21 protein-coding genes and 2 pseudogenes are annotated in these 24,279 nt (G+C 63.3%); 12 read left to right on the forward strand and 11 right to left on the reverse strand.

The window, feature by feature from the left end; genetic code table 11:
- The first annotated feature begins 188 nt into the window (after positions 1 to 188).
- The 8 genes and pseudogenes from gnd (at position 189) to AC5PZ0_RS02000 (ending at position 6,580) form a co-directional block, all read left to right on the forward strand.
- Positions 189 to 1,172 (forward strand): phosphogluconate dehydrogenase (NAD(+)-dependent, decarboxylating), encoded by a 984-nt coding sequence (gene gnd / locus AC5PZ0_RS01965; protein ID WP_099428794.1) that lies wholly within the window; start codon positions 189 to 191, stop codon positions 1,170 to 1,172.
- Entirely contained in the window at positions 1,169 to 2,674 is a 1,506-nt protein-coding gene (gene zwf / locus AC5PZ0_RS01970) for a glucose-6-phosphate dehydrogenase (protein WP_027592766.1), read from the forward strand. The genes gnd and zwf overlap by 4 nt, the downstream gene beginning before the upstream one ends.
- A 148-nt stretch (positions 2,675 to 2,822) precedes the next feature.
- A complete protein-coding gene (locus AC5PZ0_RS01975; protein WP_493854192.1) occupies positions 2,823 to 4,619 on the forward strand; it encodes a glycoside hydrolase family 15 protein in 1,797 nt (598 codons plus the stop codon).
- 134 nt (positions 4,620 to 4,753) lie between these two features.
- Positions 4,754 to 4,840 (forward strand): annotated as a pseudogene (locus AC5PZ0_RS01980) (type II toxin-antitoxin system RelE/ParE family toxin); the annotation flags it as partial.
- A 15-nt stretch (positions 4,841 to 4,855) separates the two neighbouring features.
- Entirely contained in the window at positions 4,856 to 5,143 is a 288-nt protein-coding gene (locus AC5PZ0_RS01985; protein ID WP_099428796.1) for a HigA family addiction module antitoxin, read from the forward strand.
- A 62-nt stretch (positions 5,144 to 5,205) separates the two neighbouring features.
- Positions 5,206 to 5,562 (forward strand): VOC family protein, encoded by a 357-nt coding sequence (locus AC5PZ0_RS01990; RefSeq protein WP_252825086.1) that lies wholly within the window; start codon positions 5,206 to 5,208, stop codon positions 5,560 to 5,562.
- A complete protein-coding gene (locus AC5PZ0_RS01995) occupies positions 5,562 to 6,182 on the forward strand; it encodes a TetR/AcrR family transcriptional regulator (RefSeq protein WP_027592763.1) in 621 nt (206 codons plus the stop codon). The genes AC5PZ0_RS01990 and AC5PZ0_RS01995 overlap by 1 nt, the downstream gene beginning before the upstream one ends.
- 2 nt (positions 6,183 to 6,184) lie before the next feature.
- Positions 6,185 to 6,580 carry a DUF4440 domain-containing protein gene (locus tag AC5PZ0_RS02000; protein WP_493854193.1) on the forward strand — a complete coding sequence of 132 codons (396 nt, stop codon included), beginning with the start codon at positions 6,185 to 6,187 and terminating at the stop codon, positions 6,578 to 6,580.
- Positions 6,581 to 6,910: 330 nt separating this feature from the next.
- Here the strand turns inward: AC5PZ0_RS02000 and preA are convergent, their stop codons facing one another.
- The 3 genes from preA to hydA form a co-directional block, all read right to left on the reverse strand.
- Entirely contained in the window at positions 6,911 to 8,185 is a 1,275-nt protein-coding gene (gene preA / locus AC5PZ0_RS02005; protein WP_085272989.1) for an NAD-dependent dihydropyrimidine dehydrogenase subunit PreA, read from the reverse strand.
- Positions 8,186 to 9,553: an NAD(P)-dependent oxidoreductase gene (locus tag AC5PZ0_RS02010; RefSeq protein WP_085272990.1), complete on the reverse strand. Its 1,368-nt coding sequence runs from the start codon at positions 9,551 to 9,553 to the stop codon at positions 8,186 to 8,188.
- Between the two features lie 107 nt (positions 9,554 to 9,660).
- A complete protein-coding gene (gene hydA, locus AC5PZ0_RS02015) occupies positions 9,661 to 11,100 on the reverse strand; it encodes a dihydropyrimidinase (RefSeq protein ID WP_265967913.1) in 1,440 nt (479 codons plus the stop codon).
- Between the two features lie 625 nt (positions 11,101 to 11,725).
- Here hydA and AC5PZ0_RS02020 point away from each other — a divergent pair.
- Together AC5PZ0_RS02020 and AC5PZ0_RS02025 are read left to right on the forward strand one after the other, a co-directional pair.
- Entirely contained in the window at positions 11,726 to 13,216 is a 1,491-nt protein-coding gene (locus AC5PZ0_RS02020; RefSeq protein ID WP_099428800.1) for an NCS1 family nucleobase:cation symporter-1, read from the forward strand.
- Between the two features lie 121 nt (positions 13,217 to 13,337).
- Entirely contained in the window at positions 13,338 to 14,621 is a 1,284-nt protein-coding gene (locus tag AC5PZ0_RS02025; protein ID WP_493854194.1) for a Zn-dependent hydrolase, read from the forward strand.
- Between the two features lie 339 nt (positions 14,622 to 14,960).
- On the opposite strand, the gene AC5PZ0_RS02030 is transcribed toward AC5PZ0_RS02025, so the two are convergent.
- The 5 genes and pseudogenes from AC5PZ0_RS02030 to nhaB all read right to left on the reverse strand — a co-directional run bounded on the left by AC5PZ0_RS02030 (position 14,961) and on the right by nhaB (position 18,907).
- Positions 14,961 to 15,920 carry an MBL fold metallo-hydrolase gene (locus tag AC5PZ0_RS02030; protein ID WP_493854195.1) on the reverse strand — a complete coding sequence of 320 codons (960 nt, stop codon included), beginning with the start codon at positions 15,918 to 15,920 and terminating at the stop codon, positions 14,961 to 14,963.
- A gap of 17 nt (positions 15,921 to 15,937) precedes the next feature.
- Positions 15,938 to 16,384, reverse strand: coding sequence for an NUDIX hydrolase (locus AC5PZ0_RS02035; protein ID WP_493854380.1), 447 nt, complete (start codon positions 16,382 to 16,384; stop codon positions 15,938 to 15,940).
- A pseudogene (locus AC5PZ0_RS02040) lies at positions 16,379 to 16,678 on the reverse strand (NIPSNAP family protein); the annotation flags it as partial. The gene AC5PZ0_RS02035 and the pseudogene AC5PZ0_RS02040, both read right to left, overlap by 6 nt.
- Positions 16,679 to 16,760: 82 nt before the next feature.
- A complete protein-coding gene (locus AC5PZ0_RS02045) occupies positions 16,761 to 17,312 on the reverse strand; it encodes a lipocalin family protein (protein ID WP_454243232.1) in 552 nt (183 codons plus the stop codon).
- A gap of 92 nt (positions 17,313 to 17,404) precedes the next feature.
- Positions 17,405 to 18,907, reverse strand: coding sequence for a sodium/proton antiporter NhaB (gene nhaB, locus AC5PZ0_RS02050; protein WP_027592754.1), 1,503 nt, complete (start codon positions 18,905 to 18,907; stop codon positions 17,405 to 17,407).
- A gap of 150 nt (positions 18,908 to 19,057) precedes the next feature.
- On the opposite strand from nhaB, the gene AC5PZ0_RS02055 reads away from it, so the two are divergent.
- Together AC5PZ0_RS02055 and nudC are read left to right on the forward strand one after the other, a co-directional pair.
- Entirely contained in the window at positions 19,058 to 19,870 is an 813-nt protein-coding gene (locus tag AC5PZ0_RS02055) for a crotonase/enoyl-CoA hydratase family protein (RefSeq protein WP_099428805.1), read from the forward strand.
- A gap of 34 nt (positions 19,871 to 19,904) precedes the next feature.
- Entirely contained in the window at positions 19,905 to 20,735 is an 831-nt protein-coding gene (gene nudC, locus AC5PZ0_RS02060) for an NAD(+) diphosphatase (protein WP_454243234.1), read from the forward strand.
- Here the strand turns inward: nudC and AC5PZ0_RS02065 are convergent.
- From AC5PZ0_RS02065 to AC5PZ0_RS02075, 3 genes are all read right to left on the reverse strand, one after another.
- Entirely contained in the window at positions 20,703 to 21,482 is a 780-nt protein-coding gene (locus AC5PZ0_RS02065) for a TSUP family transporter (protein ID WP_027592751.1), read from the reverse strand. The genes nudC and AC5PZ0_RS02065 overlap by 33 nt on opposite strands.
- Positions 21,483 to 21,684: 202 nt before the next feature.
- Positions 21,685 to 22,515: an alpha/beta fold hydrolase gene (locus AC5PZ0_RS02070; protein WP_186681216.1), complete on the reverse strand. Its 831-nt coding sequence runs from the start codon at positions 22,513 to 22,515 to the stop codon at positions 21,685 to 21,687.
- Positions 22,516 to 22,932: 417 nt separating this feature from the next.
- Complete coding sequence (locus tag AC5PZ0_RS02075; RefSeq protein WP_493854381.1) at positions 22,933 to 24,279, reverse strand: glutamine synthetase family protein; 1,347 nt, start codon at positions 24,277 to 24,279, stop codon at positions 22,933 to 22,935.

Raw genomic sequence — 24,279 nt, forward strand, 5'->3', positions numbered from 1 at the left:
ATTGGTGGAGACATTTTCAAGCGTAGTCGCTTCATGCGGGGCGCATTCTGAATTCTTTCACCGCTCGTGGGAACTTTTTTGTTTATCGTGGTCTTGCCGTTCGTCGCTGAACCCTTCGGCGGTACGCTGGACTAATCTGAAACGCTGAACTGTAGTCGTCATCTATTTCGCAAGGGGAGCATCGGCTCATGCAACTGGGAATCGTCGGGCTGGGCCGCATGGGCGGCAATATTGCAAGGCGCCTGATGCGCGCCGGCCACCGCACCGTGGTGCACGACCGCAACCGTGACGCCATCGTCGGGCTGGAGGGCGAGGGAGCCCAAGGTGCACACGACCTCGGTGCACTGGTACAGAAACTCAAGGCACCGCGCGCCGTGTGGGTGATGCTGCCGGCCGGGGAGCCTACCGAGCAGACCATCGCCCAACTGGCCGAGCTGCTGGAACCGGGCGATGCGATCATCGACGGTGGCAACACCTTCTATAAAGACGACATGCGCCGTGCGGGCGAACTGGCCAAACGTGGCCTGCATTACCTGGACGTCGGCACCTCAGGTGGTGTGTGGGGGCTGGACCGTGGCTACTGCATGATGATCGGTGGCGAAAAGGACGTGTTTGAACGCCTGGAGCCGCTGTTCAAGGCGTTGGCACCCGGCGTCGGCGACATCCCGCGCACCCATGGCCGCGAAGGCGAGCACCAGCGCGCCGAGCATGGCTACATTCACGCCGGCCCGCCCGGCGCCGGTCACTACGTGAAAATGGTCCACAACGGCATCGAATACGGCCTGATGCAGGCCTACGCCGAAGGCTTCGATTTGCTGCGCAGCAAAGGCGGCAACGAGCTGCCGGAAGAACAACGTTTCGACCTCAACGTGGCCGAAATCGCTGAAGTCTGGCGTCGTGGCAGTGTGGTGACTTCGTGGCTGCTCGACCTCACCGCCGACGCCTTGGTGGCCGACCCGCAGTTGGCGCAGTTCAGTGGTTCGGTGTCGGACAGTGGCGAAGGCCGCTGGACCATCGACGCCGCCGTTGAGCAAGCCGTGCCAGTGCCAGTGCTGTCCAGCGCGCTGTTCGCCCGCTTCCGCTCGCGCCAGCAGCAGGGCACTTACGGTGACAAGATCCTCTCGGCCATGCGCCTGGGCTTCGGTGGCCATGTCGAGAAGAAAGGCGAATGACTAAACAGACGATCCCTGCTGCACCGCCTTGTACCTTGTTTCTGTTTGGCGCCAATGGCGACCTGGTCAAGCGCCTGCTGATGCCGGCGCTGTACAACCTTAGCCGCGACGGGTTGCTGGACCGCAACCTGCGCATTGTCGGCGTCGACCACAATGCGGCCACTGCCGAAGCGTTCGCCGACCGCCTGCACGCCTTCATGCTGGAGCGGGACAAGGGCAGTGAGGGGGGCGCCAAGTGCCTGGACGAAAAGCTCTGGGCCCGCCTGGCCAAACAGCTCGACTACCAGACCGGCGACTTCCTGGACCCGGCCACTTACCAGGCCATTGCCAAACGCATCGACGCGACCCGGCATGGCAACGCGATTTTCTACCTGGCGACATCACCACGCTTCTTCCCCGAAGTGGCCCAACGCCTGGGCCAGGCCGGCTTGCTCGATGAGTCCGGCGGGGGCTTTCGTCGGGTCGTGGTGGAGAAGCCTTTCGGGACCGACCTTGCCAGCGCCGAGGCACTCAACGCCTGTTTGTTGAAGGTGATGGGCGAGCGGCAGATTTACCGCATCGACCATTACCTGGGTAAAGAGACGGTGCAGAACATCCTGGTCAGCCGCTTCTCCAACGGCCTGTTCGAGTCGTTCTGGAACAACCACTACATCGATCATGTGCAAATCACGGCCGCCGAGACCGTTGGCGTCGAGACCCGGGGTGCGTTCTATGACAACACCGGGGCCCTGCGCGACATGGTCCCCAACCACTTGTTCCAGTTGCTGGCGATGGTCGCCATGGAGCCGCCGGCCGCCTTCGGCGCCGATGCGGTACGTGGTGAAAAGGCCAAGGTAATCGGTGCCATTCGCCCGTGGTCGACGAAGATGGCGCTGAAGAACTCCGTGCGCGGTCAGTACAGCGCTGGCAAGCAGGGGCGCAAGCGCTTGGCCGGTTACCGCCAGGAGGCCAACGTAGCGGAAAACAGCCAGACCGAAACCTACGTGGCGCTGAAGGTGATGATCGACAACTGGCGCTGGGCCGGCGTGCCGTTCTACCTGCGTACCGGCAAGCGCATGAGCGTGCGCGACACCGAGATCGCCATCTGCTTCAAGCCTGCGCCGTATGCGCAGTTTCGCGAATCGGAGCTGGAACGGCCCAAGCCCAACTACCTGAAAATCCAGATCCAGCCCAATGAGGGCATGTGGTTCGACTTGCAGGCCAAGCGCCCAGGGCCGGAGCTGGTGATGGAGAACGTCGAGCTGGGTTTTGCCTACAAGGATTTCTTCAAGATGACCCCGGCGACGGGCTACGAGACGCTGATCTACGACTGCCTGACCGGCGATCAGACCTTGTTCCAGCGCGCCGACAACATCGAGAACGGCTGGCGCGCGGTGCAGCCGTTTCTCGATGCCTGGGCCAAGGAAGGGGAGGTGCATGAATACCCGGCGGGTGAGGATGGGCCCGAGGCAGGCAATGAACTACTGACCCGGGACAAGCGGGAATGGCACCGCCTGGGGTGACCTGATCAAGCGGTGTTGCCTGTGCTGGCCTCTTCGCGGGCAAGCCCGCTCCCACAGTCTTGAGCACTGTGCAGAACCTGTAGGAGCGGGCTTGCCCGCGAAGAGGCCAGTACAGGCAACAGACCCGGCTCAATTGAAAGGAGACCCAATGCCCGCAGCTATCGAAGACTACGCCCTGCTCGGCAATTGCCGCAGCGCCGCCCTGGTCAGCCGGGATGGCTCGCTCGACTGGCTGTGCCTACCGCGCTTCGACGCCCCGGCGGTATTCGCAGCGCTGCTAGGCAACGATGAAAACGGCCGTTGGCGCCTGGCCCCCTGCGACCCGGTCGAACACACCAGCCGGCAATACCTGGACGACACCCTGGTGCTAGAAACCACCTGGGTCACCGCCTCAGGCCGGGCCCGCGTGCTGGACTTGATGCCTTTGGGCGAGGCCAACTCGGTCATCCGCATCGTCGAAGGCCTGGCTGGCGAAACCAACTTCGAAATGGACCTGGTGATGCGTTTCGACTACGGCCGCAGCGTGCCGTGGGTGGAACGGCTCGACCCCTTGACCCTCAGCGCCGTCGCCGGCCCAGACCGGCTGATCCTAAGCAGCACCGTGCCCCCGCATGCCCGCGACCACCACACCGTTGCTCGTTTTCGCGTGCGTGCCGGTGAACGCCAGGTCTTCAGCCTGCGCCACCAGCCCTCGCACCTGCCTGTTCAGCCCGATTGCGATGTCGACACCGCGCTGGGGCAAACCATCGACCAATGGCAGGCCTTTGCCGCCCGCTGCCCGGAGGTCGGCCCCTATACCGCCCTGGTGCGTCGTTCGCTGCTCACGCTCAAGGCGATGACCTACGCGCCCACCGGCGGGATCGTTGCCGCGGTTACCACGTCGCTGCCCGAACGTATCGGCGGTGAACGCAACTGGGACTACCGCTTCTGCTGGCTGCGCGACGCCACCATGACCTTGTTGGCGTTCATGAACCTTGGCTACTTCGACGAAGCCCAGGCCTGGCGTGAATGGCTGCTGCGTTCAGTCGCCGGCAACCCCGAGCAGATGCAGATCATGTACGGCCTGGCCGGCGAGCGCGACCTGCAGGAATACACCTTGCCGTGGTTGGCCGGTTACGAGCACTCGCAGCCGGTGCGGGTGGGCAACGCGGCGTCTGGGCAGCGGCAGCTGGATATCTACGGCGAACTGGCCGATGCCATGAGCCAGGCAATCAAAGGCGGTTTGCCCCGCCACCCACGCAGCGCCGCGATTGCCCGGTTGATCCTGCCGTATGTCGAGCACATCTGGCGCGAGCCCGATGAAGGTATCTGGGAAGTGCGCGGCGGCAGGCAGCATTTCGTGCACTCCAAGGTGATGGCCTGGGTGGCATTCGACCGCGCCGCAGGCTTGGCCGACACCACCGAAGAAGACCGCGCGCGCGGGCGGCATTACCGCCAGGTGGCGGATGAGATCCATCGGGAAGTGTGTGAGAACGGGCTGGACCCCAGCGGCACATATTTCGTGCAGGCCTATGGCGCCAGCGAGTTGGACGCCAGCCTGCTGCACATCGCCTTGACCGGTTTTTTGCCAGCGGATGACCCTCGTTTTCTGCGTACCCTGCAGGAAATCGAGCAGCGTCTGCTGAAAAATGGCTTGCTGTTGCGCTATGACACCGACAGCTGCAGCGATGGCCTGACCCCGGGCGAGGGCACCTTCCTGGTGTGTTCGTTCTGGCTCGCCGACGTCTATGTCCTGCTGGGCCGGCAAGCGCAGGCGCAAGCCTTGTACGAACGGCTGAGCGGCCTGTGCAACGACCTGGGTTTGCTGGCGGAACAGTTCGACCCGGCCGGCAAGCGAATGCTGGGCAACTTCCCACAGGCGTTCAGCCATATCGGCATCATCAACACGGCACTGAACCTGCACCGTGCGCAGTGCCCGGCGCGGGACCGGGCGCGGTGTGGATAGTGTGCTACCTGCATGTGTTCTGGTCTCAATCAGTGTGTGACGCATTGCGTCACATATGATGCTTTGCCATGTGTGATGCATAGGGTCACGCTATGCCTGTCTCCCAAATGGACGCGGCGAGCTACCCATGATCATCAGTCAGTGTTTCGGGTAACTGGCGGCTGATTTTTCGTTTTGTGGGTTCGGATGTCGAACTGGTTGATTACCTTGATTATCACTGAACAGGAGGGCTGATCATGCCTTTGCACAATCCGCCACACCCCGGCGAAACCTTGCGTGAGGACGTTCTGCCGGCGTTGGGCCTGACGGTGAAAGCCTTTGCGTCGCACCTGGGGTTCTCGCGTGAAGCGCTTTCTCGGGTGTTGCATGGCCGTGCCGCAATGTCTCCAGACCTCGCATTACGCCTGGAAATGGCCGGTATCAGTACGGCCAGGCTCTGGCTTGCCATCCAGGCCGATTACGACATTTGGCAAGCGCGTCACCGTCAGCAGCCCGTGGTCACGCGATTGTTCCAGGCTGCCTGATTCGATTGGGCGAAACGACCGGAGTAGACTGGGGCAATTACCTCTCTCAGCAAGGACTATGCATGAGCGTTCGTGGCCACGATCGGCAGATCGACAACATCGAATTCAACGTCGGCGATATCGCACGGAGCAAGGCTTTTTACGGCAGCGTGTTTGGCTGGCGTTTCACCGATTACGGGCCCAGCTACACGGAGTTCAGCGATGGTCGCCTGACCGGGGGCTTTACCACGGGTGAGCCGGTGCGCCCGGGTGGCCCGCTGGTCATCCTGTATGCGGACGATCTGCAGGCAACGCAGCAGCGGATCGAGGCGGCGGGGGCGGTGATCAGCCGGGCGACGTTTGCGTTCCCGGGGGGGCGCCGGTTCCATTTCGTGGACCCGGACGGCTATGAGCTGGCGGTGTGGACGGCCCAACCTTAATGGCCAACCACAAGATCGAGATCCGTCGGCGCAATATCGAGAAAATTCTTCAGGCGGCGGAAAAGGTGTTCGCCGAAAAAGGCTACGGCGCTACTTCTATGGGTGATATCGCCGAGCAAGCTGAGTTGCCGCGCTCCAACCTGCATTACTACTTCAGCACCAAGGACGAACTGTTCCGCGCGGTGCTGCAGGACCTGCTGGACGTGTGGAAGCAGGACGCGCTGTGCTTCGAAAATTTCGATGACCCACGGGTGGTGCTCACTAGTTACATCCGGGCCAAGATGGGCCACTCGCGCTCGCGCTCGCTGGGTTCCAAGATCTGGGCTGAAGAAATGCTGCACGGGGCGCCTGTGCTGGGCGTGAGCCTGGATGAAAGCCTCGTGCCGTGGGCAAAGCTGAAGGAGGCCAAGATCCGCCGTTGGGTGGAAGAGGGCCGCATCCTGCCGGTGGAGCCGTCTGCACTGCTGTACATGATCTGGGCATCGACCCAGCATTATGCGGACTTCGGTTATCAGGTGGCGTTGCTCAATGGCGGCGAGGCGTTGTCGGACAGGGCGTTTGAAAACGCGGTGCAGACGGTGACCAGCGTCATCCTGCGCGGCATTGGTTTGGAACCTTGAATATGAGCTTGAGTGAACGGGCTGTACGCAGCATCCACGATGTACATGATCTGATCCATGCGGTACTCACCCGGCCCGCTGCGCAGACCAAGGCGCTTCGCAGCGAGTTGATGGCGGTGTTTGCCGACAACTTCAGCATGGTCACCACGGCGGGCGGGATTGTTGATCGCCAGCAGGTGGGGCAGTTGTTCGAGCGGGGGGCCGGCGCTCGGCCAGGGCTGGAAATCGAGGTCAGCGACGTGCAGGTAGTGTGGCAGGCGGGTGCGAGTGTGGCGGTGCGCTACAAGGAGACCCACCGGTTGCAGGGGCAGGAGACTGCGCGGTATTCGTTGGCGATTGTGGAGTGTGACGAGCAGCGGGTGGTGTGGGTGTACCTGCATGAGACGACGGTGGTTTGATTGTCGGGGGCTGCTGTGCAGCCCATCGCAGGCAAGCCAGCTCCCACCCGAACTGTGTAGCCTCCAAAGCTAGCGCCGCACCTGTGGGAGCTGGCTTGCCAGCGATGAGGCCAGAACAAGCACCACAAGACAGTTGCTCCCACCTGAACTGTGTAGCCTCCAAAGCTAGCGCCGCACCTGTGGGAGCTGGCTTGCCAGCGATGCGGCCGGAACAAGCATTACAAGACAGTTGCTCCCATAGGTTTTGCGTGCCTTCTCAGGCTGGCAAGTATCCTGAGGGAGCGGGCTTGCCCCGCGAAGGGCCGCGCAGCGGCCCCGGCCTTTTCAGCCTCAGCTCGCCTCACGATAGGGGTTACGCGGATCCTGAGTCCAGTTCAGGTAAGGCTTGCCGGTATCCTGCGCCACCATGTCGATGCAGTTTTCCACCGGGCAGGTGATCTGGCACAGGTTGCAGCCCACGCATTCCTCCTCGATCACGCTGTAGACGTGGGTGCCGTCGGCCTTGGCCGTGCTGGCAATGGCCTGGTGCGAGGTATCTTCACAGGCGATATGGCAGCGACCGCACCCAATGCAGGCGTCCTGGTCAATGTGCGCCACTGACTTGTAGTTGATGTCCAGGTACTTCCAGTCGGTGGTGTGCCCCACCGCCTGGCCTCTGAACGCTTCCAGGTTGCGGTGCCCATGCTGGTCCATCCAGCGCGCCAGGCCATCTTTCATGTCTTCGACAATGCGGAAGCCGTGCAGCATCGCTGCCGTGCACACCTGCACGGCGCCACTGCCCAGGGCAATGAACTCGGCCGCGTCTCGCCAGTTGCCGATACCGCCGATGCCACAGATGGGCAAGCCGCGTGTTTCCGGGTCGCGGGCGATTTCCGCGACCATGTTCAGCGCGATCGGCTTGACCGCCGAACCGCAATAGCCGCCATGGGTGCTCTGGTCGCCGACAATGGGGTGGGCCACCATGCGGTCCAGGTCCACGCTGGTGATTGAGTTGATGGTGTTGATCAACGACACCGCATCCGCCCCGCCACGGTGCGCGGCGCGGGCCGACTGGCGAATGTCGGTGATGTTGGGTGTGAGCTTTACGATCACCGGCAGGGCGCAATAGGTCTTGCACCAGCGGGTGACCATCTCCACATACTCCGGCACCTGGCCGACTGCCGCGCCCATGCCGCGCTCAGGCATGCCGTGGGGGCAGCCGAAGTTCAGCTCGATACCATCCGCGCCCGTGGCCTCTACCAGGGGCAAGATGAACTTCCAGGACTCTTCCTCGCACGGCACCATCAACGACACGATCAGCGCACGGTCGGGCCAGTCCTTCTTCACCTGGGTGATCTCGCGCAGGTTGATCTCCAGCGAGCGGTCGGTGATCAGTTCGATGTTGTTGATCCCCTGCACCTGGCGGTTGGGGCCGTAGTGCGCCGAGTAGCGCGACGACACGTTGACCGCCGCCGGGTCTTCGCCCAGGGTTTTCCAGACCACACCGCCCCAGCCAGCCTCGAAGGCGCGGACCACGTTGTAGGCCTTGTCGGTGGGGGGCGCCGAGGCCAGCCAGAACGGGTTGGGTGCCTTGATGCCGGCAAATTCGATAGACAAGTCGGCCATTTACGCTGCCTCCACGTTGAGCATGAGTTGGGCATGGATGGCTTCAGCGGCCAGCTTGCCGTGCTGCACAGCCTGGACGGTGAGGTCCTGGCCCAGGGCGGTGCAGTCGCCGCCCGCGTAGACGCCCGCCAGGCTGGTGCGCATGTGCGCATCGACGCGGATGCGTTCACCCTCGCGGGCCAGTTGCGCCGCCACGGGGTCGGCGAGGCTGGCGTCATCGAAGCGTTGGCCGATGGCCTTGAAGATCGCATCGGCGGCCAGCTCGAAGGTTTCGCCAGTGTCGCGCAGGCGCCCGTCGGCAAGCTCGGTGCGGGCGAAGCGCATGCCGCGCACCTGGCCGGCATCGTCCAGCAGTACCGCCTCGGGGCGCGCCCAGGTGTGCAGGCGCACTTGGTTGGCCTTGGCGATGTCTTGCTCGTGATCGGTGGCGCCCATGTCGGCGTGGCCGCGGCGGTACACCAGGTTGACGTCACGGGCGCCCAGGCGGCTCATCTGCACGGCCATGTCGATGGCGGTGTTGCCGGCGCCAATCACCAGGCAGCGGTCGGCCAGCGGCAGTTGGCTCAGGTCATCGGCCTGGCGCAGTTCGCGGATGTACTGCGTGGCGGCGAGCACCCCAGGTGCCTCTTCATCGGCCAAGCCGAGCTGGCGCACCGCATTCAAACCCAGGCCCAGGAACACCGCGTCGTATTGATCGCGCAGCTCGCCCAGGCCAAGGTTGTCACCCAGGCGTTGGCCGTGGCGGATTTCGATGCCACCGATGCCCAGCAGGAATTCCACTTCGCGCTGGGCGTAGTCGTCTACCAGTTTGTAGCGGGCGATGCCGTATTCATTGAGGCCACCGGCTTTTTCGCAGGCTTCGAACACCACCACGTCATGCCCATGCATGGCCAGGCGGTGCGCGCAGGACAACCCCGCAGGGCCGGCGCCGACCACGGCGATGCGCTTGCCGGTGGCGGGTGAGCGGGTGAAGGGGTGCTCGGTGAAGTGCGCGTTGTCCAGCGCATAGCGTTGCAACTGGCCGATCAGCACCGGTGCGCATTCTTGGGCGTTGTTGCGTACGCAGGCCTGTTGGCAGAGGATTTCGGTCGGGCAGACACGGGCGCAACTGCCGCCGAGAATATTGGCCGAGAGAATGCGTTCGGCGGCGCCTTGCAGGTTCTCGTCACTGATGCGGTGGATGAACGAGGGAATGTCGATTTCGCTGGGGCACGCATTGACGCAGGGCGCGTCGTAGCAATACAGGCAGCGTGCGCTCTCCACGGCGGCCTGGCGGGCGGTGAGGGGAGGGGCGAGATCGCCGAAGCGCTCGGCCAGCTGGTCGGCGCCGGCCCGGGGGCGCGGCAAGTGGTTCAGGGCATCGATCACGGTTGTAGCCTCTCTTTTCTTTTTTGGATGTGGCAGTCAACGGCAATACGGCGCCGCCCGGCCTCTTCAGGGCCGGTACGGCAGTGCAGGTGCAGTGAGGGTAATGCTCAGCGCTGAACGGGTGTCGGGCGCTGTTGCTCGGCGCGGCGGCCCAACACCTCGTACACCGAGGGGTAGGCCGGGCGCTCCACGTAACGACCGGCGCCAGGTTCGGCGCGCAAATCGCCATCGGCCCACAGCACACGGCCCTGGCTGATGGTGTGGCTGGGGATGCCGCGAACGGTGCGGCCTTCGAAAATGTTGAAGTCCACGCGCTGGTGGTGGGTTTGCGCCGAAATCGTCCGCGTGCCCTGCGGGTCCCACAGCACCAGGTCAGCGTCGGCACCGACGCGTATCGCGCCCTTGCGCGGGAACAGGTTGAAGATCTTGGCCGTGTTGGTGGAGGTCAGCGCGACGAACTCCTGCATCGACAGGCGCCCACTGTTGACCCCCGCATCCCACAGCACCGCCATGCGGTCTTCGATACCGGCGGTGCCATTGGGGATGCGGCTGAAGTCGTCGCGGCCCATGGCCTTTTGTTCGGCGCAGAAGCAGCAGTGGTCGGTGGCGGTGGTGTGCAGGTTGCCCGACTGCAGGCCGCGCCACAGGGCTTCCTGGTGTTCCCGCGGGCGGAAGGGCGGGCTCATCACATAGCCTGCGGCCGTGGCCCAATCCGGATTGCGGTAGACGCTGTCGTCGAGCAGCAGGTGGCCTGGCAGTACCTCACCGTACACCGGCTGGCCTTTGGCCCGGGCGTAGGTGATCTCGTCCAGGGCTTCGCGGCTCGAGATGTGCACCACATACAGTGGCGTACCGATGGTTTCGGCAATACGGATAGCCCGGCTGGCCGCCTCGCCTTCGACCTGCGAAGGGCGCGACAGCGGGTGTGCCTCTGGCCCGGTCAGGCCTTGGGCCAGCAGCTTTTTCTGCAGGTGGTAGACCAGCTCGCCGTTCTCGGCATGCACGGTTGGCACCGCGCCCAGTTGCAGGCAGCGCTCGAAGCTGGCGACCAAGGTATCGTCGGCCGCCATGATGGCGTTCTTGTATGCCATGAAGTGCTTGAAGCTGTTCACCCCGTGGTTGGCGACCAGTTCGCCCATCTCTTCTGCGACCTGCTCGCTCCACCAGGTAATGGCGACGTGGAAGCCGTAGTCGCAGGCACTCTTTTGCGCCCAGCCACGCCAGGTGTGAAAGGCCTCCAGCAATGACTGCTGCGGGTTGGGGATGACGAAGTCGATGATCGAGGTGGTACCACCGGCCAGGCCGGCGGCGGTGCCGCTGAAGAAGTCTTCGCTGGCCACGGTGCCCATGAAGGGCAGCTGCATGTGGGTGTGCGGGTCGATGCCGCCGGGCATCAGGTACTGGCCACTGCCGTCGAGGATTTCGCAGTCGGTGGGCGGTTCGAGGTTTGCGCCTATGGCCGCTATCAGGCCATCGACACACAGGACATCGGCGGTGTAACGCTCTTCGTGGGTGATCACGGTGGCACCACGGATCAACAGGGACATGCCGTCTTCCTCGCAGGCTGACCGGTCTGGGCCGGTTCTTGAATTGTTATACGCCAGTGACTGCCAGTGATCGAAGGGTAGCCTACAATCCTGTCAGACCTGACAAGAATGGAATCTAGATGGTGATTTGGGATTGTTCAAGAAAATAATTTATGAGCTTATAACTTTCATAACTCATTGATATTTAAGTAATTATTGTTTTAATCACCAAAATGGTGAGGCCTTTCACCATTTTGACGCACTTGACAAGAAGCCAAATTGGTCAAGATTTTCCATGCAAAATCAGCTGCTTGATAGCGGGCCAGAAGACGCCTGCCGCGCGGTTGAAAAAACAGGCTGCACCGGTTTGAAACACGCGCCGGGCGCAAGCCTGGCTTGAGCGGGCGCAACAGGCAGGCGAAGGGATAACCGTGCTTTCGCTTTGCGTCGATAAATGCCTTGCAGTTCAGTTGATTACCTCCGGTCGGCGGCGGCCACCCGGGACGGCTCAGGCCAACCCGGCACGTAATTTGAGTACGGCCACAACCGCCAGGCCGGACCGGAGGAGCAGTACTGGTGGTGTGTGTACTCCGGCCATCGCTTTAGCCCGATGAGCAAACAATTAGAAAAACCTGGAGAAGGCCCCATGCAACAGAGCAGATCGCAAGTGATCGAGCAGGATGGCCTGTTCGAGCTGGAGGCAGGCACTGACGTGCTCGACAGCTCGCGCTACAACCACGACATCGCACCCACCAAGGTGCACCAACGCACCTGGAACAAATGGCACATCACCGCCCTGTGGGTGGGTATGTCCATCTGCGTGCCCACCTACACCCTCGGCGGCGTGCTCACGGCCTACTTTGGCCTGAGCGTGGGCGAGGCGCTGCTGGCGATCCTGCTGGCCAACCTCATTGTGCTGATCCCGCTGACCCTCAATGCGTTCCCTGGCACCAAGTACGGCATCCCGTTTCCGGTGCTGTTGCGTTCCTCGTTTGGCATCCTCGGCTCGAACGTGCCGTGCTTGATTCGCGCGGTGGTGGCCTGCGGCTGGTTCGGTATCCAGACGATGTTCGGCGGCCTGGCCATTCACCTGTTCCTCGGCTCGATGTTCGATGGCTGGAAGGCCCTGGAGGGCACCGGGGAGGTGATCGGCTTCATGATCTTCTGGGCCCTCAACCTTTGGGTGGTGTTGCGCGGGGCGGAGTCGATCAAGTGGCTCGAAACGCTTTCGGCGCCGCTGCTGGTGGCGGTGGGCGTGGGTCTGCTGGTCTGGGCACTGCCGCACATGTCGATGACCGAGTTGCTGGCGCAGCCGCCCAAGCGGCCAGAGGGCGCCAGCGTGGTCAGCTACTTCTGTGCCGGGCTCACCGCCATGGTCGGTTTTTGGGCCACGCTCTCGCTGAACATTCCCGACTTCAGTCGGTACGCCAAAAGCCAGAAGGACCAGATACTGGGGCAGATCTTCGGCCTGCCGCTGACCATGTTCCTGTTCGCGGCATTGGGCGTGGTGCTGACCGCAGCGTCCGCGTCGCTGGTGGGTGAAACGGTGTCTGACCCGGTCAGCCTGATCGGCAAGATCCAAAGCCCGGGCTGGGTGGCGCTGGCGATGGCGTTGATCGTGATCGCCACGCTGTCGACCAACACGGCGGCGAACATCGTCTCGCCCACCAACGACTTCCAGAACATCGCGCCGCGCCTGATCGGGCGAAGCCGCGCGGTGTGGCTGACCGGGTTTATCGGCTTGGCGCTGATGGGCCATGAACTGCTCAAGAAGCTGGGCTGGATCGTCTCGGACCTGAGCCTGGAAAGCGTTTATTCGAACTGGTTGCTGGGTTACTCGAGCCTGCTCGGGCCGATTGCCGGGATCATGGTGGTGGACTATTTCCTGATCCGTCGCCAGCGCCTGGACTTGGCTGGGTTGTACCGCGATGACGTGTATCCGGCCTGGAACTGGGCTGGGTTTGCCGCCTTCGGCGTCCCGGTGGCGCTGACCGTGATGTCGATAGGCAACAGCAGCTTCAGCTGGTTCTACGACTATGGCTGGTTCACCGGCTCGCTGCTGGGTGGGGCGTTGTACTACGTCCTCGGTGGCTTGGCGGCTCGCAGCCCGGCGCGGTTGGCCAAGCCGTTACCGTGATACCGAGTATGCCTCTTCGCGGGCAAGCACGCTCCCACAGGCCACGGCACGTTCAATGTGGGAGCGGGCTTGCCCGCGAAGAGGCCCTGATAAACAACAAAAAAGCCTGAGGGGAAAACCCATGACTCCAGTCCACGATATCCTCAAGACCACCGCCCGCCACGTCGACAGCGCACGCCTGTGGCAATCGCTGATGGACCTTGCCCGCCTCGGCGCCACGGCCAAAGGCGGTGTTTGCCGGCTGGCGCTGACCGACCTCGACCGCCAGGCCCGCGACCTCTTCGTCGAGTGGTGCGAGGCAGCCGGTTGCACCGTGAGTGTCGATGCGGTCGGCAATATTTTCGCCCGCCGCCCGGGGCGCAACCCCAAGCTGCCACCGGTGATGACCGGCAGCCATATTGATACCCAGCCCACCGGCGGCAAGTTTGATGGCTGTTATGGGGTGATGGCCGGGCTGGAGGTGATCCGCACCCTCAACGACCTCGGCGTTGAAACCGAAGCGCCGTTGGAAGTGGTGGTGTGGACCAACGAGGAGGGTTCGCGCTTTGCCCCCTGCATGATGGGCTCTGGGGTGTTCGCCGGTAAGTTCACGCTGGAAGAGACGCTGGCCAAGCGTGATGCACAGGGGGTGAGTGTTGGCGAGGCGCTCGATGCTATTGGCTACGCCGGCCAGCGCGCGGTACTCGGCCACCCGGTGGGGGCTTATTTCGAAGCGCATATCGAGCAGGGGCCGATCCTTGAAGACCAGGCCAAGACCATCGGCGTGGTGTTGGGTGCGCTGGGCCAGAAGTGGTTCGACCTGACCTTGCGCGGGGTCGAAGCCCATGCCGGCCCAACGCCCATGCACTTGCGCAAGGATGCCTTGGTGGGCGCTGCCGCCGTGGTCGAGGCAGTCAACCGTACGGCCCTTGGGCACCAGCCACATGCCTGTGGCACGGTGGGTTGCCTGCAGGCCTACCCAGGGTCACGCAATGTGATCCCGGGTGAGGTGCGCATGACCCTGGACTTCCGTCACCTTGAAGGCGAGCAACTGGACGCGATGATTGCCGAAGTGCGCGGGGTGATCGAAAGCACCTGCGCCAAGCATGGTCTTGAGCATGAGCTGATCCCTACGGCGGATTTCCCGGCCCTGTATTTCGACAAGGCCTGCGTCGATGCCGTGCGCGATTCGGCAGGTGCGCTGGGCCTGCCGCACATGGATATCGTCAGTGGAGCCGGGCATGACGCGATCTTCCTGGCCGAATTGGGGCCAGCGGGGATGATCTTCGTGCCTTGCGAGAATGGCATCAGCCACAACGAAATCGAGAACGCCACACCGGAGGACCTGGCGGCGGGGTGTGCGGTGTTGTTGCGGGCGATGCTGGCGGCGTCGGAGGCGATTGCCAGTGGGCGGTTGGCGGCGTAGGGGCGGTATGTCTTGAGGGGGTGGTTCGGCTGACGGGTGCCTGGCGTGAGGGTTTCATCGCCTGTGAGATCGAGCGCCGCCCGCGCGTCGCTTCGCAGCACAAGGCTGCTCCCACATTTGTTTCGGGCCAGTGAGGCCTGTGAAGTCTGCGCGCGACCGCCTTGTTGGTCCGACTCGATATCAAGGTGGGCACCAAGGGGCCGCGCGCCCATGCCTCAGGAATATCTGGCCCGAAACAGATGTGGGAGCAGCCTTGTGCTGCGAAGCGACGCGCGGGCGGCGCTCGATCTCATAGGCGCCACAGCCCTAACGGCATGCACCTATCAGCCGCAACCCTATCTACCCCACCACCACAAGACACCCATCCCGCCCAATGTGATAGCGCTGCAGGTCCTGCGCCAAGGTCAGATGCCCGCTGTAATGCGCCAGGGCCTCCACACGGACATCGTCGATGCACGGGCTGCGCCGCGGATCGCCCTGGTAGCGTGCACTGAAATGCGTGAGCACCAGGTTGCGCACACCCGCCGCCTCGGCAAACCGTGCCACTTGCGCTGCTGTGCTGTGGCCGAAGGTAGCCCCCGTGCGCTCGACGACCGCCTGGGTAAAGGTCGCTTCATGCACCATCACATCCGCGCCCTTGGCCGCCTCCGCCAACAGCTCGGGGCTGTCGTTGTCACCGCACACGATCACCCGTCGCGCCGGCCGCGATGCGCGCAGGTAGTCCTGGCCGTGCAGGGTCCGCCCCTCATGCTCGACCGACAGCCCTTTGGCCAGGTCGCCCCACAACGGCCCGCGTGGAATGCCTTCGGCATCCAGGCGCTGCACGTCCAGGCGCGGTTCAGGGTTGAGCTCGGTGAACACGAAGCCCACGCTCGGCACCCGGTGCGACAGCTGCACGGTACTGACCTGCAGCGTGTCGCTACGCCAGTCAGTCAGGCTTTCAACGGCCAGCAGGCGCACCTCGAAAGGCAGGTAAGTGTCGCTGGCGGTCAAGCCCAGGCGCACCCAGCCATGCAGGGCGGTGGGCAGGATGATATCCAGCGGCTGGGTACGCCCGCTCATCCCGGCGCTGGCCAGCAGGCCGGGCAGGCCGAAGCAATGGTCGCCGTGTACATGGGTGATGAAGATGCCGCGCAGGTCGCGTATCGACAGCGGCGTCTGCAGCAGCCGATGCTGCGTGCCTTCGCCGCAATCGATCAGGTACCAGTGGCTGCCGCTGGCCTCGATGAGGGCCGTGGCACTGACGTTGCGTGCCTTGGTCGGCACCCCGGCGCTGGTGCCTAGAAACAGCAGGTCCATGATCAGGCTCCTTTGCTTCAGCCCAGCAGCGACAGGTCGCGCAACAACGCTTGCAGGCCCTGCGGCACAAGCGGGCCGATGCGCGCGAAGTCGGCGCTGTCGCACCACCGGGCGCGGAAGGGGCTGCCGTCGGACTCGCGGCCTTCTACCCAGGTCTGCTGGTAAAGGCTGGCGTCGTCCAAGCGTGCATCGAATACCTGCACAATCTCATGCCCCGGCGTATCGGCATAGTGGAACAAGCTCTCCAACGTGCCGAGCAACCGCACATCGCTGATCGACTGCCCCAGTTCTTCTTCGATTTCACGGGCGATGGCGTCACGGCCCCGCTCACCAAACTCGATGCCACCCCCGAGTGGGCGGCACAGCGTCTGCTGCGTCACCGGGTCGTCGAAGACGTTGACCAGAATCTTCCCTTGGTGATGGAAAACGCACAGCGCCAGCGAGCGAATGCGCGGTTCGAGCAAAGGCTTGAGGAAGCTGCGTTCATAGCTGAGGATGAACCGTTGCTCAGTGGCCAGGGCGACTGCAGCGATGCATTCCGGGTCGGTCTCTGCCTGCTTGCGGTACTGCTCGTAGGCGGCCAGGCTGGAAAAACTGAACAGGCAGTAGGCGATGTTGTTGGCACCTTCGGCAGGCAGGAAATAGCCATGGTGCTTGCCGCCCATGCGCGTGACCAGGCGCATCCACAGGCGCGAATAGGCCTCGAAGGCCGGCAGCTGGTAAGGGTCGACGGTGTATTTGACGTGGCAGGTGATCAACGGCTCGTTCCTTCGAGGGGAGGCGGGGCGCACACCTTAGCCTGATTGCCCCGCGTCGTCGACGTGCCAGCCGTGCAGCGGGCTAGCCTTCCTGGCGCCAGATCAGCTTGCTGGTGTCGTAGCCTTGCTTGCGGGCAATCGACAGCAGTTGCTCGCGTTCCTGGTCGGTGATTGCAGGCGTGCGTGAGAGCAACCACAGGTACTCGCGGTTGGGGTGCCCGACCAGGGCCACGCGGTAGTCCTTGTCGTGGTAAAGCACCCAGTACTCACCCTTGGTCAGGCCCGGAGCCAGCCGGCTGAACCAGTTGTCGAACTGCACCCAGAGCTTGTCGGTCTTGCCCGGTTGCTGGGCTTCGGCGATGCCCTTGGCCTCGTTCCACTGGCCGTCCTTTTCCTTGCAGCGGTTGTTGACGTCGATGCGCCCGTCCTCACGCAGGCCGTAACGCGCTTCGGATTGCACGCAGTTGCGCTGGAAGAACATCGGCAAGCGCGCCAGCTCATACCAGGTGCCCTGGTAGCGTTGCAGGTCGACCTGCTGGGTGGACGGCGGCGTGCGGTGTTCATCGTTCGAACCCGCGCAGCCGACCAGGGCAAGGGTCATGCAGGAAAGCATCAGTGCCGTGCGCATCGCCATAGCGAACCTCCTTGAAGCGGATGGGGATTTACCTTTGCTTCGATGCGGGCGTGCGGGAAAAGTTGTATCGAATATCCCCACGCCGCCAGGTTTTACAGCCAGTAAGTCACCGCCCACCAGCCCAGGCCACCCATGACCACGGTATAGGGCAGCGCCATCCACACCATGCGCCCATACGACAGGCGAATCAGCGGTGCAATCGCCGAGGTCAGCAGGAACAGAAACGCCGCCTGCCCATTCGGCGTCGCCACGCTTGGCAGGTTGGTGCCGGTATTGATTGCCACCGCTAGCGTCTCGAAATGCTCGCGGCTCATGCCGCCGTTCATGAAGGCCTGCTTGACCTCGGTAATGTAGATGGTGGCGACGAACACGTTGTCGCTGATCGCCGACAGCAAACCGTTGGCCAGGTACAGCATGCCCGGTTGTTGTTCGGCGGGCAGCGCCAGTACCCAGGCAATCAGCGGGCTGAACAACTGCTGCTGATGGATCACCGCGACCACGGCGAAGAACACCACCAACAGCGCGGTGAACGGCATGGCATCCTGGAAGGCGCGGCCCAGGCGGTGTTCGTCGGTGATGCCGGTGAACGCAGTGATCAGCACGATCACCAGCAGGCCGATCAGGCCCACTTCGGCAATGTGCAGGCCCAGGCAGATGATCAGGATCAGCGCGGCGCTGCCTTGTACCCACAGCGCGGCACGCTGGGCCGGCGTACGCGCGGCGTCATCTTCGGCGGCGTAGGCGGCCAGCACCTGGCGTACGCGTTCAGGCATCAGTGTGCCGTAGCCGAACAGGCGCAGTTTTTCCAGCGCTACGCAGGTCAGCAGCCCGGCGCCTAGCACTGGCAACGACACCGGGGCGACCTTGAGGAAGAAGTCGGCGAAGTGCCAGCCCATCTCATGGCCGATCAGCAGGTTCTGTGGTTCGCCCACCAGCGTGCACACGCCGCCCAATGCAGTGCCGACCGCACCGTGCATCAACAGGCTGCGCAGGAAGGCGCGGAACTGGTCGAGGTCTTCACGGTGCAGTTGCGGGATATGCTGGTCGCTGTCGAGCGCGCTTTCTTCACGCGGGTTGGCGCCCGAGGCAACGCGGTGAAAGACCGCGTAGAAGCCTACTGCAGCGCTAATGATCACTGCCGTGACTGTCAGCGCATCGAGAAAGGCCGAGAGGAACGCTGACAGCACGCAGAACAGCAGCGACAGGGCCGCCTTCGAGCGTACACCCAGCAAGATCCGCGAGAACAGGAACAGCAGCAGCTCTTTCATGAAGTGAATGCCGGCGACCATGAACATCAACAGCAGAATCACCGGAAAGTTGTGCAGCAGCTCTTCGTACAGGGCCTGCGGGGTGGTCATCTCGAGCAGCAGTGCTTCGACCAGCAACAAGCCACCCGGCATCAACGGGTAGCACTTCAGCGCCATGCCCAAGGTAAAGATGAATTCGATCACCAGCACCCAGCCCGCCGTGACCGGGCCTGCAGTCAGCAGCAGCAAAGGGTTGAGCACCAGGAACAGGCCGATGACAGCCTTGTACCAAAGCGGTGACTGGCCCAGGAAGTTGTGGGCGAGCGCACCGGGCAGGGAGCGGGGCATGAATATGTATCCTTATGATTCAGCGATGGCGCACGGTGCCGGATCGTGCCGACTTAGGCAAGATTTGCCGTCCTGCTTTTGGCACAAGTGCGGCCTCCTGGCTGGGTTAACATCCTGCGTTATGACCCTTTCCCAGCAGGAGTGCCGCCCGTGACCGAGTACAGCGCGTTCAAGGTTGAACTGACTGATAGCATCGCCCACGTCCAGATCAACCGCCCCGAGAAAGTCAACGCGATGAATGCTGCCTTCTGGGAGGAGATCATCGACATCTTCCAGTGGGTCGACGACACCGATGCGGTGCGCGCCGTTGTCATCAGCGGTGCGGGCAAGCATTTCTCTGCCGGCATCGACCTGATGATGCTAGCCTCGCTGGCCGGCCAGTTGGGCAAGGACGTTGGCCGTAATGCGCGCTTGCTGCGCAGCACCATCCTGCGCCTGCAGGCGTCGTTCAATGCCGTCGACAAATGCCGCAAGCCGGTGCTGGCGGCAGTCCAGGGCTACTGCATTGGGGGCGCCATCGACCTCATCTCGGCGTGCGACATGCGCTACTGCAGCCAAGATGCGCAGTTCTCGATCAAGGAAATCGACATGGGCATGGCCGCCGATGTCGGCACGCTGCAACGTTTGCCACGTATCATTGGCGACGGCATCATGCGCGAGCTGGCATTCACCGGGCGCAACGTCGAGGCCGATGAGGCGCTGCGCATCGGCCTGGTCAACCGGGTCTATGATGATCAGGCCGCGCTGCTTGACGGGGTCTTTGCCATCGCCCGTGAGATTGCCGCAAAATCGCCGATCGCCGTGGCCGGCACCAAGGAAATGCTCAGCTACATGCGTGACCATCGCATTGACGATGGCCTGGAATACATCGCCACCTGGAACGCCGCGATGCTGCAGTCTGAAGACCTGCGCGTGGCCGTGGCGGCGCACATGAGCAAACAGAAACCGACGTTCGCCGACTGACTGGGTCGGGGGGCGCGCAGCAAGGAACCCCGACATGTCAGCACGCTGGACTACCGCAGTACTCGACCCGCAGATCACCGGGGGCTTGGCCGTCGCCCGCAGCCCGGAAGGGTTCCTGGTGGACGATAATGGCGCGCTGTTCCCCCGCGAATGGCTCAAGCGCCAGGACCTGGACGTGCTGTGCGAGCATGGTATCGGTCACTTCGATGGCGAGCCGGTGTTCCTGCTCGAACTGCGCAGCGCCACCGACCTGGCGGGTTGCAGCTGGCGTGGCCTGCGCGCGTTCATGCTCGAAGGCGATTTCGACCTGTACAAGGTGCTGGGTTATGCCGCGCAGATCGGTACCTGGGCACGCGAGCACCGTTTTTGCGGCAGCTGCGGCCAGGCGATGACGCAAATCCGCTGGGAGCGGGCGATGTACTGCCAGCCGTGCGACCTGCGCAGTTACCCGCGCATTTCGCCGAGCATGATCGTGCTGGTCACCCGCGGTGACGAGATCCTGCTGGCCCGCTCGCCGCGTTTCGTCACCGGTGTCTACAGCACCTTGGCGGGCTTTGCCGAACCCGGCGAGTCGGCCGAGGATTGCCTGGTGCGCGAAGTGCGTGAAGAGGTAGCGGTCGAGGTACAGAACATCCGCTACGTCGGCAGCCAGTGCTGGCCGTTCCCGCATTCGATGATGCTGGGGTTCCATGCCGAGTACGCGGGCGGCGAGATCGTCATGCAGCCCGACGAGATCGAGGATGCCCAGTGGTTCAGCGTGCATGACCTGCCGCCGCTGCCGGCCGGGCGCTCCATCGCCCGGTACCTGATCGATTTGTACGTGGCTGAACGCTTAGGCCTGCCCGAACCAGTGCTGCCACGCTAGGCGCACGGTCAGCGCCAGCACCACGGTGATGAAGACCGGGCGGATGAACTTGCTGCCGCCGCTGATCGCCGTGCGTGCGCCGAAGAACGCACCCACCATCACCGACAGGCCCATGCACAGGCCGACGACATAATCCACCTGCCCGGAAATGATGAACACCGTCAGCGCCGCGATGTTGCTGACGAAGTTCATGCTGCGCGCCACACCGCTGGCGCGCACCAGGTCGATCGGGTACAGCAGCAGGGTGCTCACGGTCCAGAACGCGCCAGTGCCGGGGCCTGCCACGCCATCGTAGAAACCCAGGGTGAAGCCTTGGGGGACCTGCCATTTCTTCTTGATCGGTGCGTCGGCATCCAGCGGCGCCTTGGGCGTGCCGCCGAACAGCAAGTAGACGCCGCAGGCGAAGACCACGACTGGGAGCATCTTGTTCAGCCATTCGGCGGGCAGGTAGTGGGCGATCACCGCGCCCAGCGAGGCGCCTACCAGGGTAGCGAACAACGCCGGGCGCCACTGCGCGGGGTGGAACAGTTTGCGCTTGTAGTAAGTGAAGCCGGCCGTGGCCGAGCCGAAGGTGGAACTGAGCTTGTTGGTGCCCAGCACCAGGTGTGGCGGCATGCCGGCGGTGAGCAGGGCCGGGGTGGTGAGCAGGCCGCCGCCGCCGGCGATGGCGTCGATGAAGCCGGCGACGAAGGCGACCAGGGCCAGGATGAGTAGGGTGAGGGGTTCTACGGTGAGTTCGAAGGGCATTGGTTTTTTGTGCACACAGGAAGGCAAGGGCGCGGCAAACAGCCGCGCTAGAAGTGCCACATGTTAGTCCTGGCGGCTGTATGTTGCCAATGCGGGCCCTTTCGCGGGCAAGCCCGCTCCCACAGGTTTTCACCGGTTCGAAGGCAGTGAAAGTCGTGTGGGAGCGGGCTTGCCCGCGAAAGGGCCGCTACAGGGGGTTACATCAACTCCGTATAAACGCCAGCAAATCCGCATTGATCACATCGGCATGGGTGGTCGGCATGCCGTGCGGATACCCTTTGTAGGTCTTCAGCGTGCCATTAGGCAGCAACTTGGCCGACAACGGGCCCGCGTTCTCGTAAGGCACGATCTGGTCATCGTCACCGTGCATTACCAGCACCGGCTGGGTGATGCGCTTGAGGTCCTCGGTGAAGTCAGTCTGCGAAAACGCCACGATGCCGTCGTAGTGCGCCTTGGCACTGCCGATCATGCCTTGGCGCCACCAGTTGCCGATGATGCCTTCCGACGGTTTGGCCCCGGGCCGGTTGTAACCGTAGAAAGGCCCCGTGGGCACGTCGCGGTAGAACTGCGCCCGGTTACTCGCGACCTGGGCCTGGAAGCCGTCGAAGACCGACTTGGGCAGGCCGCCCGGGTTAGCCGGTGTCTGCACCATCAGCGGTGGCACTGCAGCAATCAGTACCGCCTTGGCCACCTTGTCGCCGGGGTAGCGTGCCATGTAGCGCACCACTTCGCCGCCACCCGTGGAATGGCCGACATGCACGGCGCCCTGGATGCCCAGGTGGTCGACCACGGCGGCTACGTCATCGGCGTAGTGGTCCATGTCATGGCCATCCCACACCTGGCTGGAGCGCCCATGGCCGCGGCGGTCGTGGGCGACTACGCGAAAGCCCTGGGCCAGGAAGAACAGCAACTGGGCATCCCAGTCATCGGCACTGAGCGGCCAGCCGTGGTGGAAGTGAATGACCGGCGCATCGCGCGGGCCCCAGTCTTTGTAGAAGATCTGAACGCCATCCTTCGTGGTTACGTAGCTCATGGTCGCGTCTCCTCCGTGCAGGGGATTGCCAAGTGAGCTATTGAGAATAGGAGAGATTTCTGTGTTGTCAGTACCGGCCTCTTCGCGGGACAAGCCCGCTCCCACAGGAATACCACCGTCTCTAACCTGCTAGTAAACCTGTGGGAGTGAGCTATTGAGAATAGGAGGGATTTCTGTGTTGTCAGTACTGGCCTCTTCGCGGGACAAGCCCGCTCCCACAGGAATACCACCGTCTCTAACCTGCTAGTAAACCTGTGGGAGTGAGCTATTGAGAGTAGGAGAGATTTCTGTGTTGTCAGTACTGGCCTCTTCGCGGGGCAAGCCCGCTCCCACAGGTATATCACCGTCTTTAACCTGGTAGTAAACCTGTGGGAGCGGGCTTGCCCCGCGAAAGGGTCGGCACTGGCAGTCAAGCCATTACAGGAACCAGCGGTACTCCCTGGCGCTGACTTCTTGCATGAATGCCAGGTGGTCTTGCCGCTTGTTCTCGCAATACACCATCACGAACTCTTCCCCCAACCCCTCATTCACTGCGGGGTGGCTGCGCATCGCGGTGACTGCGCTGAGCATGTCTTTGGGGAAGTCGATGCCGCTGCCGCGGTCTTCGTTTAGCGGTGTGATCGGCTCCTGCGCCGCATCCAGCCCATGCTCCATCCCGCACAGGATCGCCGCCAGCACCAGGTACGGGTTGGCGTCCGCGCCAGCCAGACGATGCTCAATGCGCAAGTTGCGCACATCGGACTCGGGAATGCGTATGCACGCATCGCGGTCTTCATAGCCCCAACTCGCACGGCTGGCGGCGTTGACCATGGCGCCGTAGCGACGGAACGCATTGTGGTTGGCTGCAAAGATCGGCATGCAGTGCGGCAGGACCGCCAGGCAGCCCGCCACCGCATGGCGCAGCGGGCGTTGCCCATCGGCAGCCAGCAGGTTGTTGCCGTCGTTGTCGTACAGGCTGACGTGTACATGCATGCCGCTACCAGGGGCGTGCAGGTAGGGTTTGCTCATGAATGAAGCACGCAGCCCGTGCTTGAGCGCCACGCCACGGGTGCTGCGGCAGAACAGGGCAGCCCAGTCGGCGGCGCGCAGGCCGTCGTCGCAGTGGCCGAAATTGATCTCGAACTGGCCCGGCCCCAGCTCGGCCGTGATGACGTTGGCATCCACCCCTTGCGCGTTGGCTGTTTCGACCATGTCGCGCAGCACGTCGCTGAAGCGTGACAGGCGCTCGATGTGCATGTTGGGCTGATCGTCCGGGTCATCGCTAAACGGGTCGCGGGGGAACTGCGGCAGCCCTTCCTTCAGTGCCCGCTCGAACAGGTAAAACTCCAGCTCGAACGCCACCACCGGGCGAATGCCACGCCGTGCCAGGCGTTGCAGTACGCGGGCGAGCACTTCCCGGGGCTCGAACTCGATGGGGGCGGCGGTGCCGTCGGAGCTGATCAGCATCTGCCCCAGTGGCTCGCGCTCCCAGGGGACTGGTTTGAGGGTGCCGGGGATCAGGCGCCGCACGGCATCTGGGTCGCCGTCGCTGAAACAGTAGTCACCGATCGGGAACAACCCGCCCTGTACCCCTAGCAACACGCAGTTCTGCGGTAGTTTCAGCGGGCTGCCGGCGGCGACCTTTTCCAGCATGTCGACGGGGTAGCGCTTGCCGTAGAAATGCCCGGGGATGTCCAGGCTCAGCAGGTCGACATGGCGTACTTCGGGGTAGCGGGCACGGAAGGCGCGTACTTCACTGAGCAGATCGGGAAAACCTGTTGTGAT

The sequence above is a fragment of the Pseudomonas sp. 5.2 genome, from assembly GCF_059025405.1.

What these genes read in the sequence shown, in the direction of transcription:
- gnd (WP_099428794.1), top strand. Translation starts at nt 189, where the DNA reads ATGCAACTGGGAATCGTCGGGCTGGGCCGCATGGGCGGCAATATTGCA.
- zwf (WP_027592766.1), top strand. Translation starts at nt 1,169, where the DNA reads ATGACTAAACAGACGATCCCTGCTGCACCGCCTTGTACCTTGTTTCTG.
- AC5PZ0_RS01975 (WP_493854192.1), top strand. Translation starts at nt 2,823, where the DNA reads ATGCCCGCAGCTATCGAAGACTACGCCCTGCTCGGCAATTGCCGCAGC.
- AC5PZ0_RS01985 (WP_099428796.1), top strand. Translation starts at nt 4,856, where the DNA reads ATGCCTTTGCACAATCCGCCACACCCCGGCGAAACCTTGCGTGAGGAC.
- AC5PZ0_RS01990 (WP_252825086.1), top strand. Translation starts at nt 5,206, where the DNA reads ATGAGCGTTCGTGGCCACGATCGGCAGATCGACAACATCGAATTCAAC.
- AC5PZ0_RS01995 (WP_027592763.1), top strand. Translation starts at nt 5,562, where the DNA reads ATGGCCAACCACAAGATCGAGATCCGTCGGCGCAATATCGAGAAAATT.
- AC5PZ0_RS02000 (WP_493854193.1), top strand. Translation starts at nt 6,185, where the DNA reads ATGAGCTTGAGTGAACGGGCTGTACGCAGCATCCACGATGTACATGAT.
- preA (WP_085272989.1), bottom strand. Translation starts at nt 8,185, where the DNA reads ATGGCCGACTTGTCTATCGAATTTGCCGGCATCAAGGCACCCAACCCG.
- hydA (WP_265967913.1), bottom strand. Translation starts at nt 11,100, where the DNA reads ATGTCCCTGTTGATCCGTGGTGCCACCGTGATCACCCACGAAGAGCGT.
- AC5PZ0_RS02020 (WP_099428800.1), top strand. Translation starts at nt 11,726, where the DNA reads ATGCAACAGAGCAGATCGCAAGTGATCGAGCAGGATGGCCTGTTCGAG.
- AC5PZ0_RS02025 (WP_493854194.1), top strand. Translation starts at nt 13,338, where the DNA reads ATGACTCCAGTCCACGATATCCTCAAGACCACCGCCCGCCACGTCGAC.
- AC5PZ0_RS02030 (WP_493854195.1), bottom strand. Translation starts at nt 15,920, where the DNA reads ATGGACCTGCTGTTTCTAGGCACCAGCGCCGGGGTGCCGACCAAGGCA.
- AC5PZ0_RS02045 (WP_454243232.1), bottom strand. Translation starts at nt 17,312, where the DNA reads ATGGCGATGCGCACGGCACTGATGCTTTCCTGCATGACCCTTGCCCTG.
- nhaB (WP_027592754.1), bottom strand. Translation starts at nt 18,907, where the DNA reads ATGCCCCGCTCCCTGCCCGGTGCGCTCGCCCACAACTTCCTGGGCCAG.
- nudC (WP_454243234.1), top strand. Translation starts at nt 19,905, where the DNA reads ATGTCAGCACGCTGGACTACCGCAGTACTCGACCCGCAGATCACCGGG.
- AC5PZ0_RS02065 (WP_027592751.1), bottom strand. Translation starts at nt 21,482, where the DNA reads ATGCCCTTCGAACTCACCGTAGAACCCCTCACCCTACTCATCCTGGCC.
- AC5PZ0_RS02070 (WP_186681216.1), bottom strand. Translation starts at nt 22,515, where the DNA reads ATGAGCTACGTAACCACGAAGGATGGCGTTCAGATCTTCTACAAAGAC.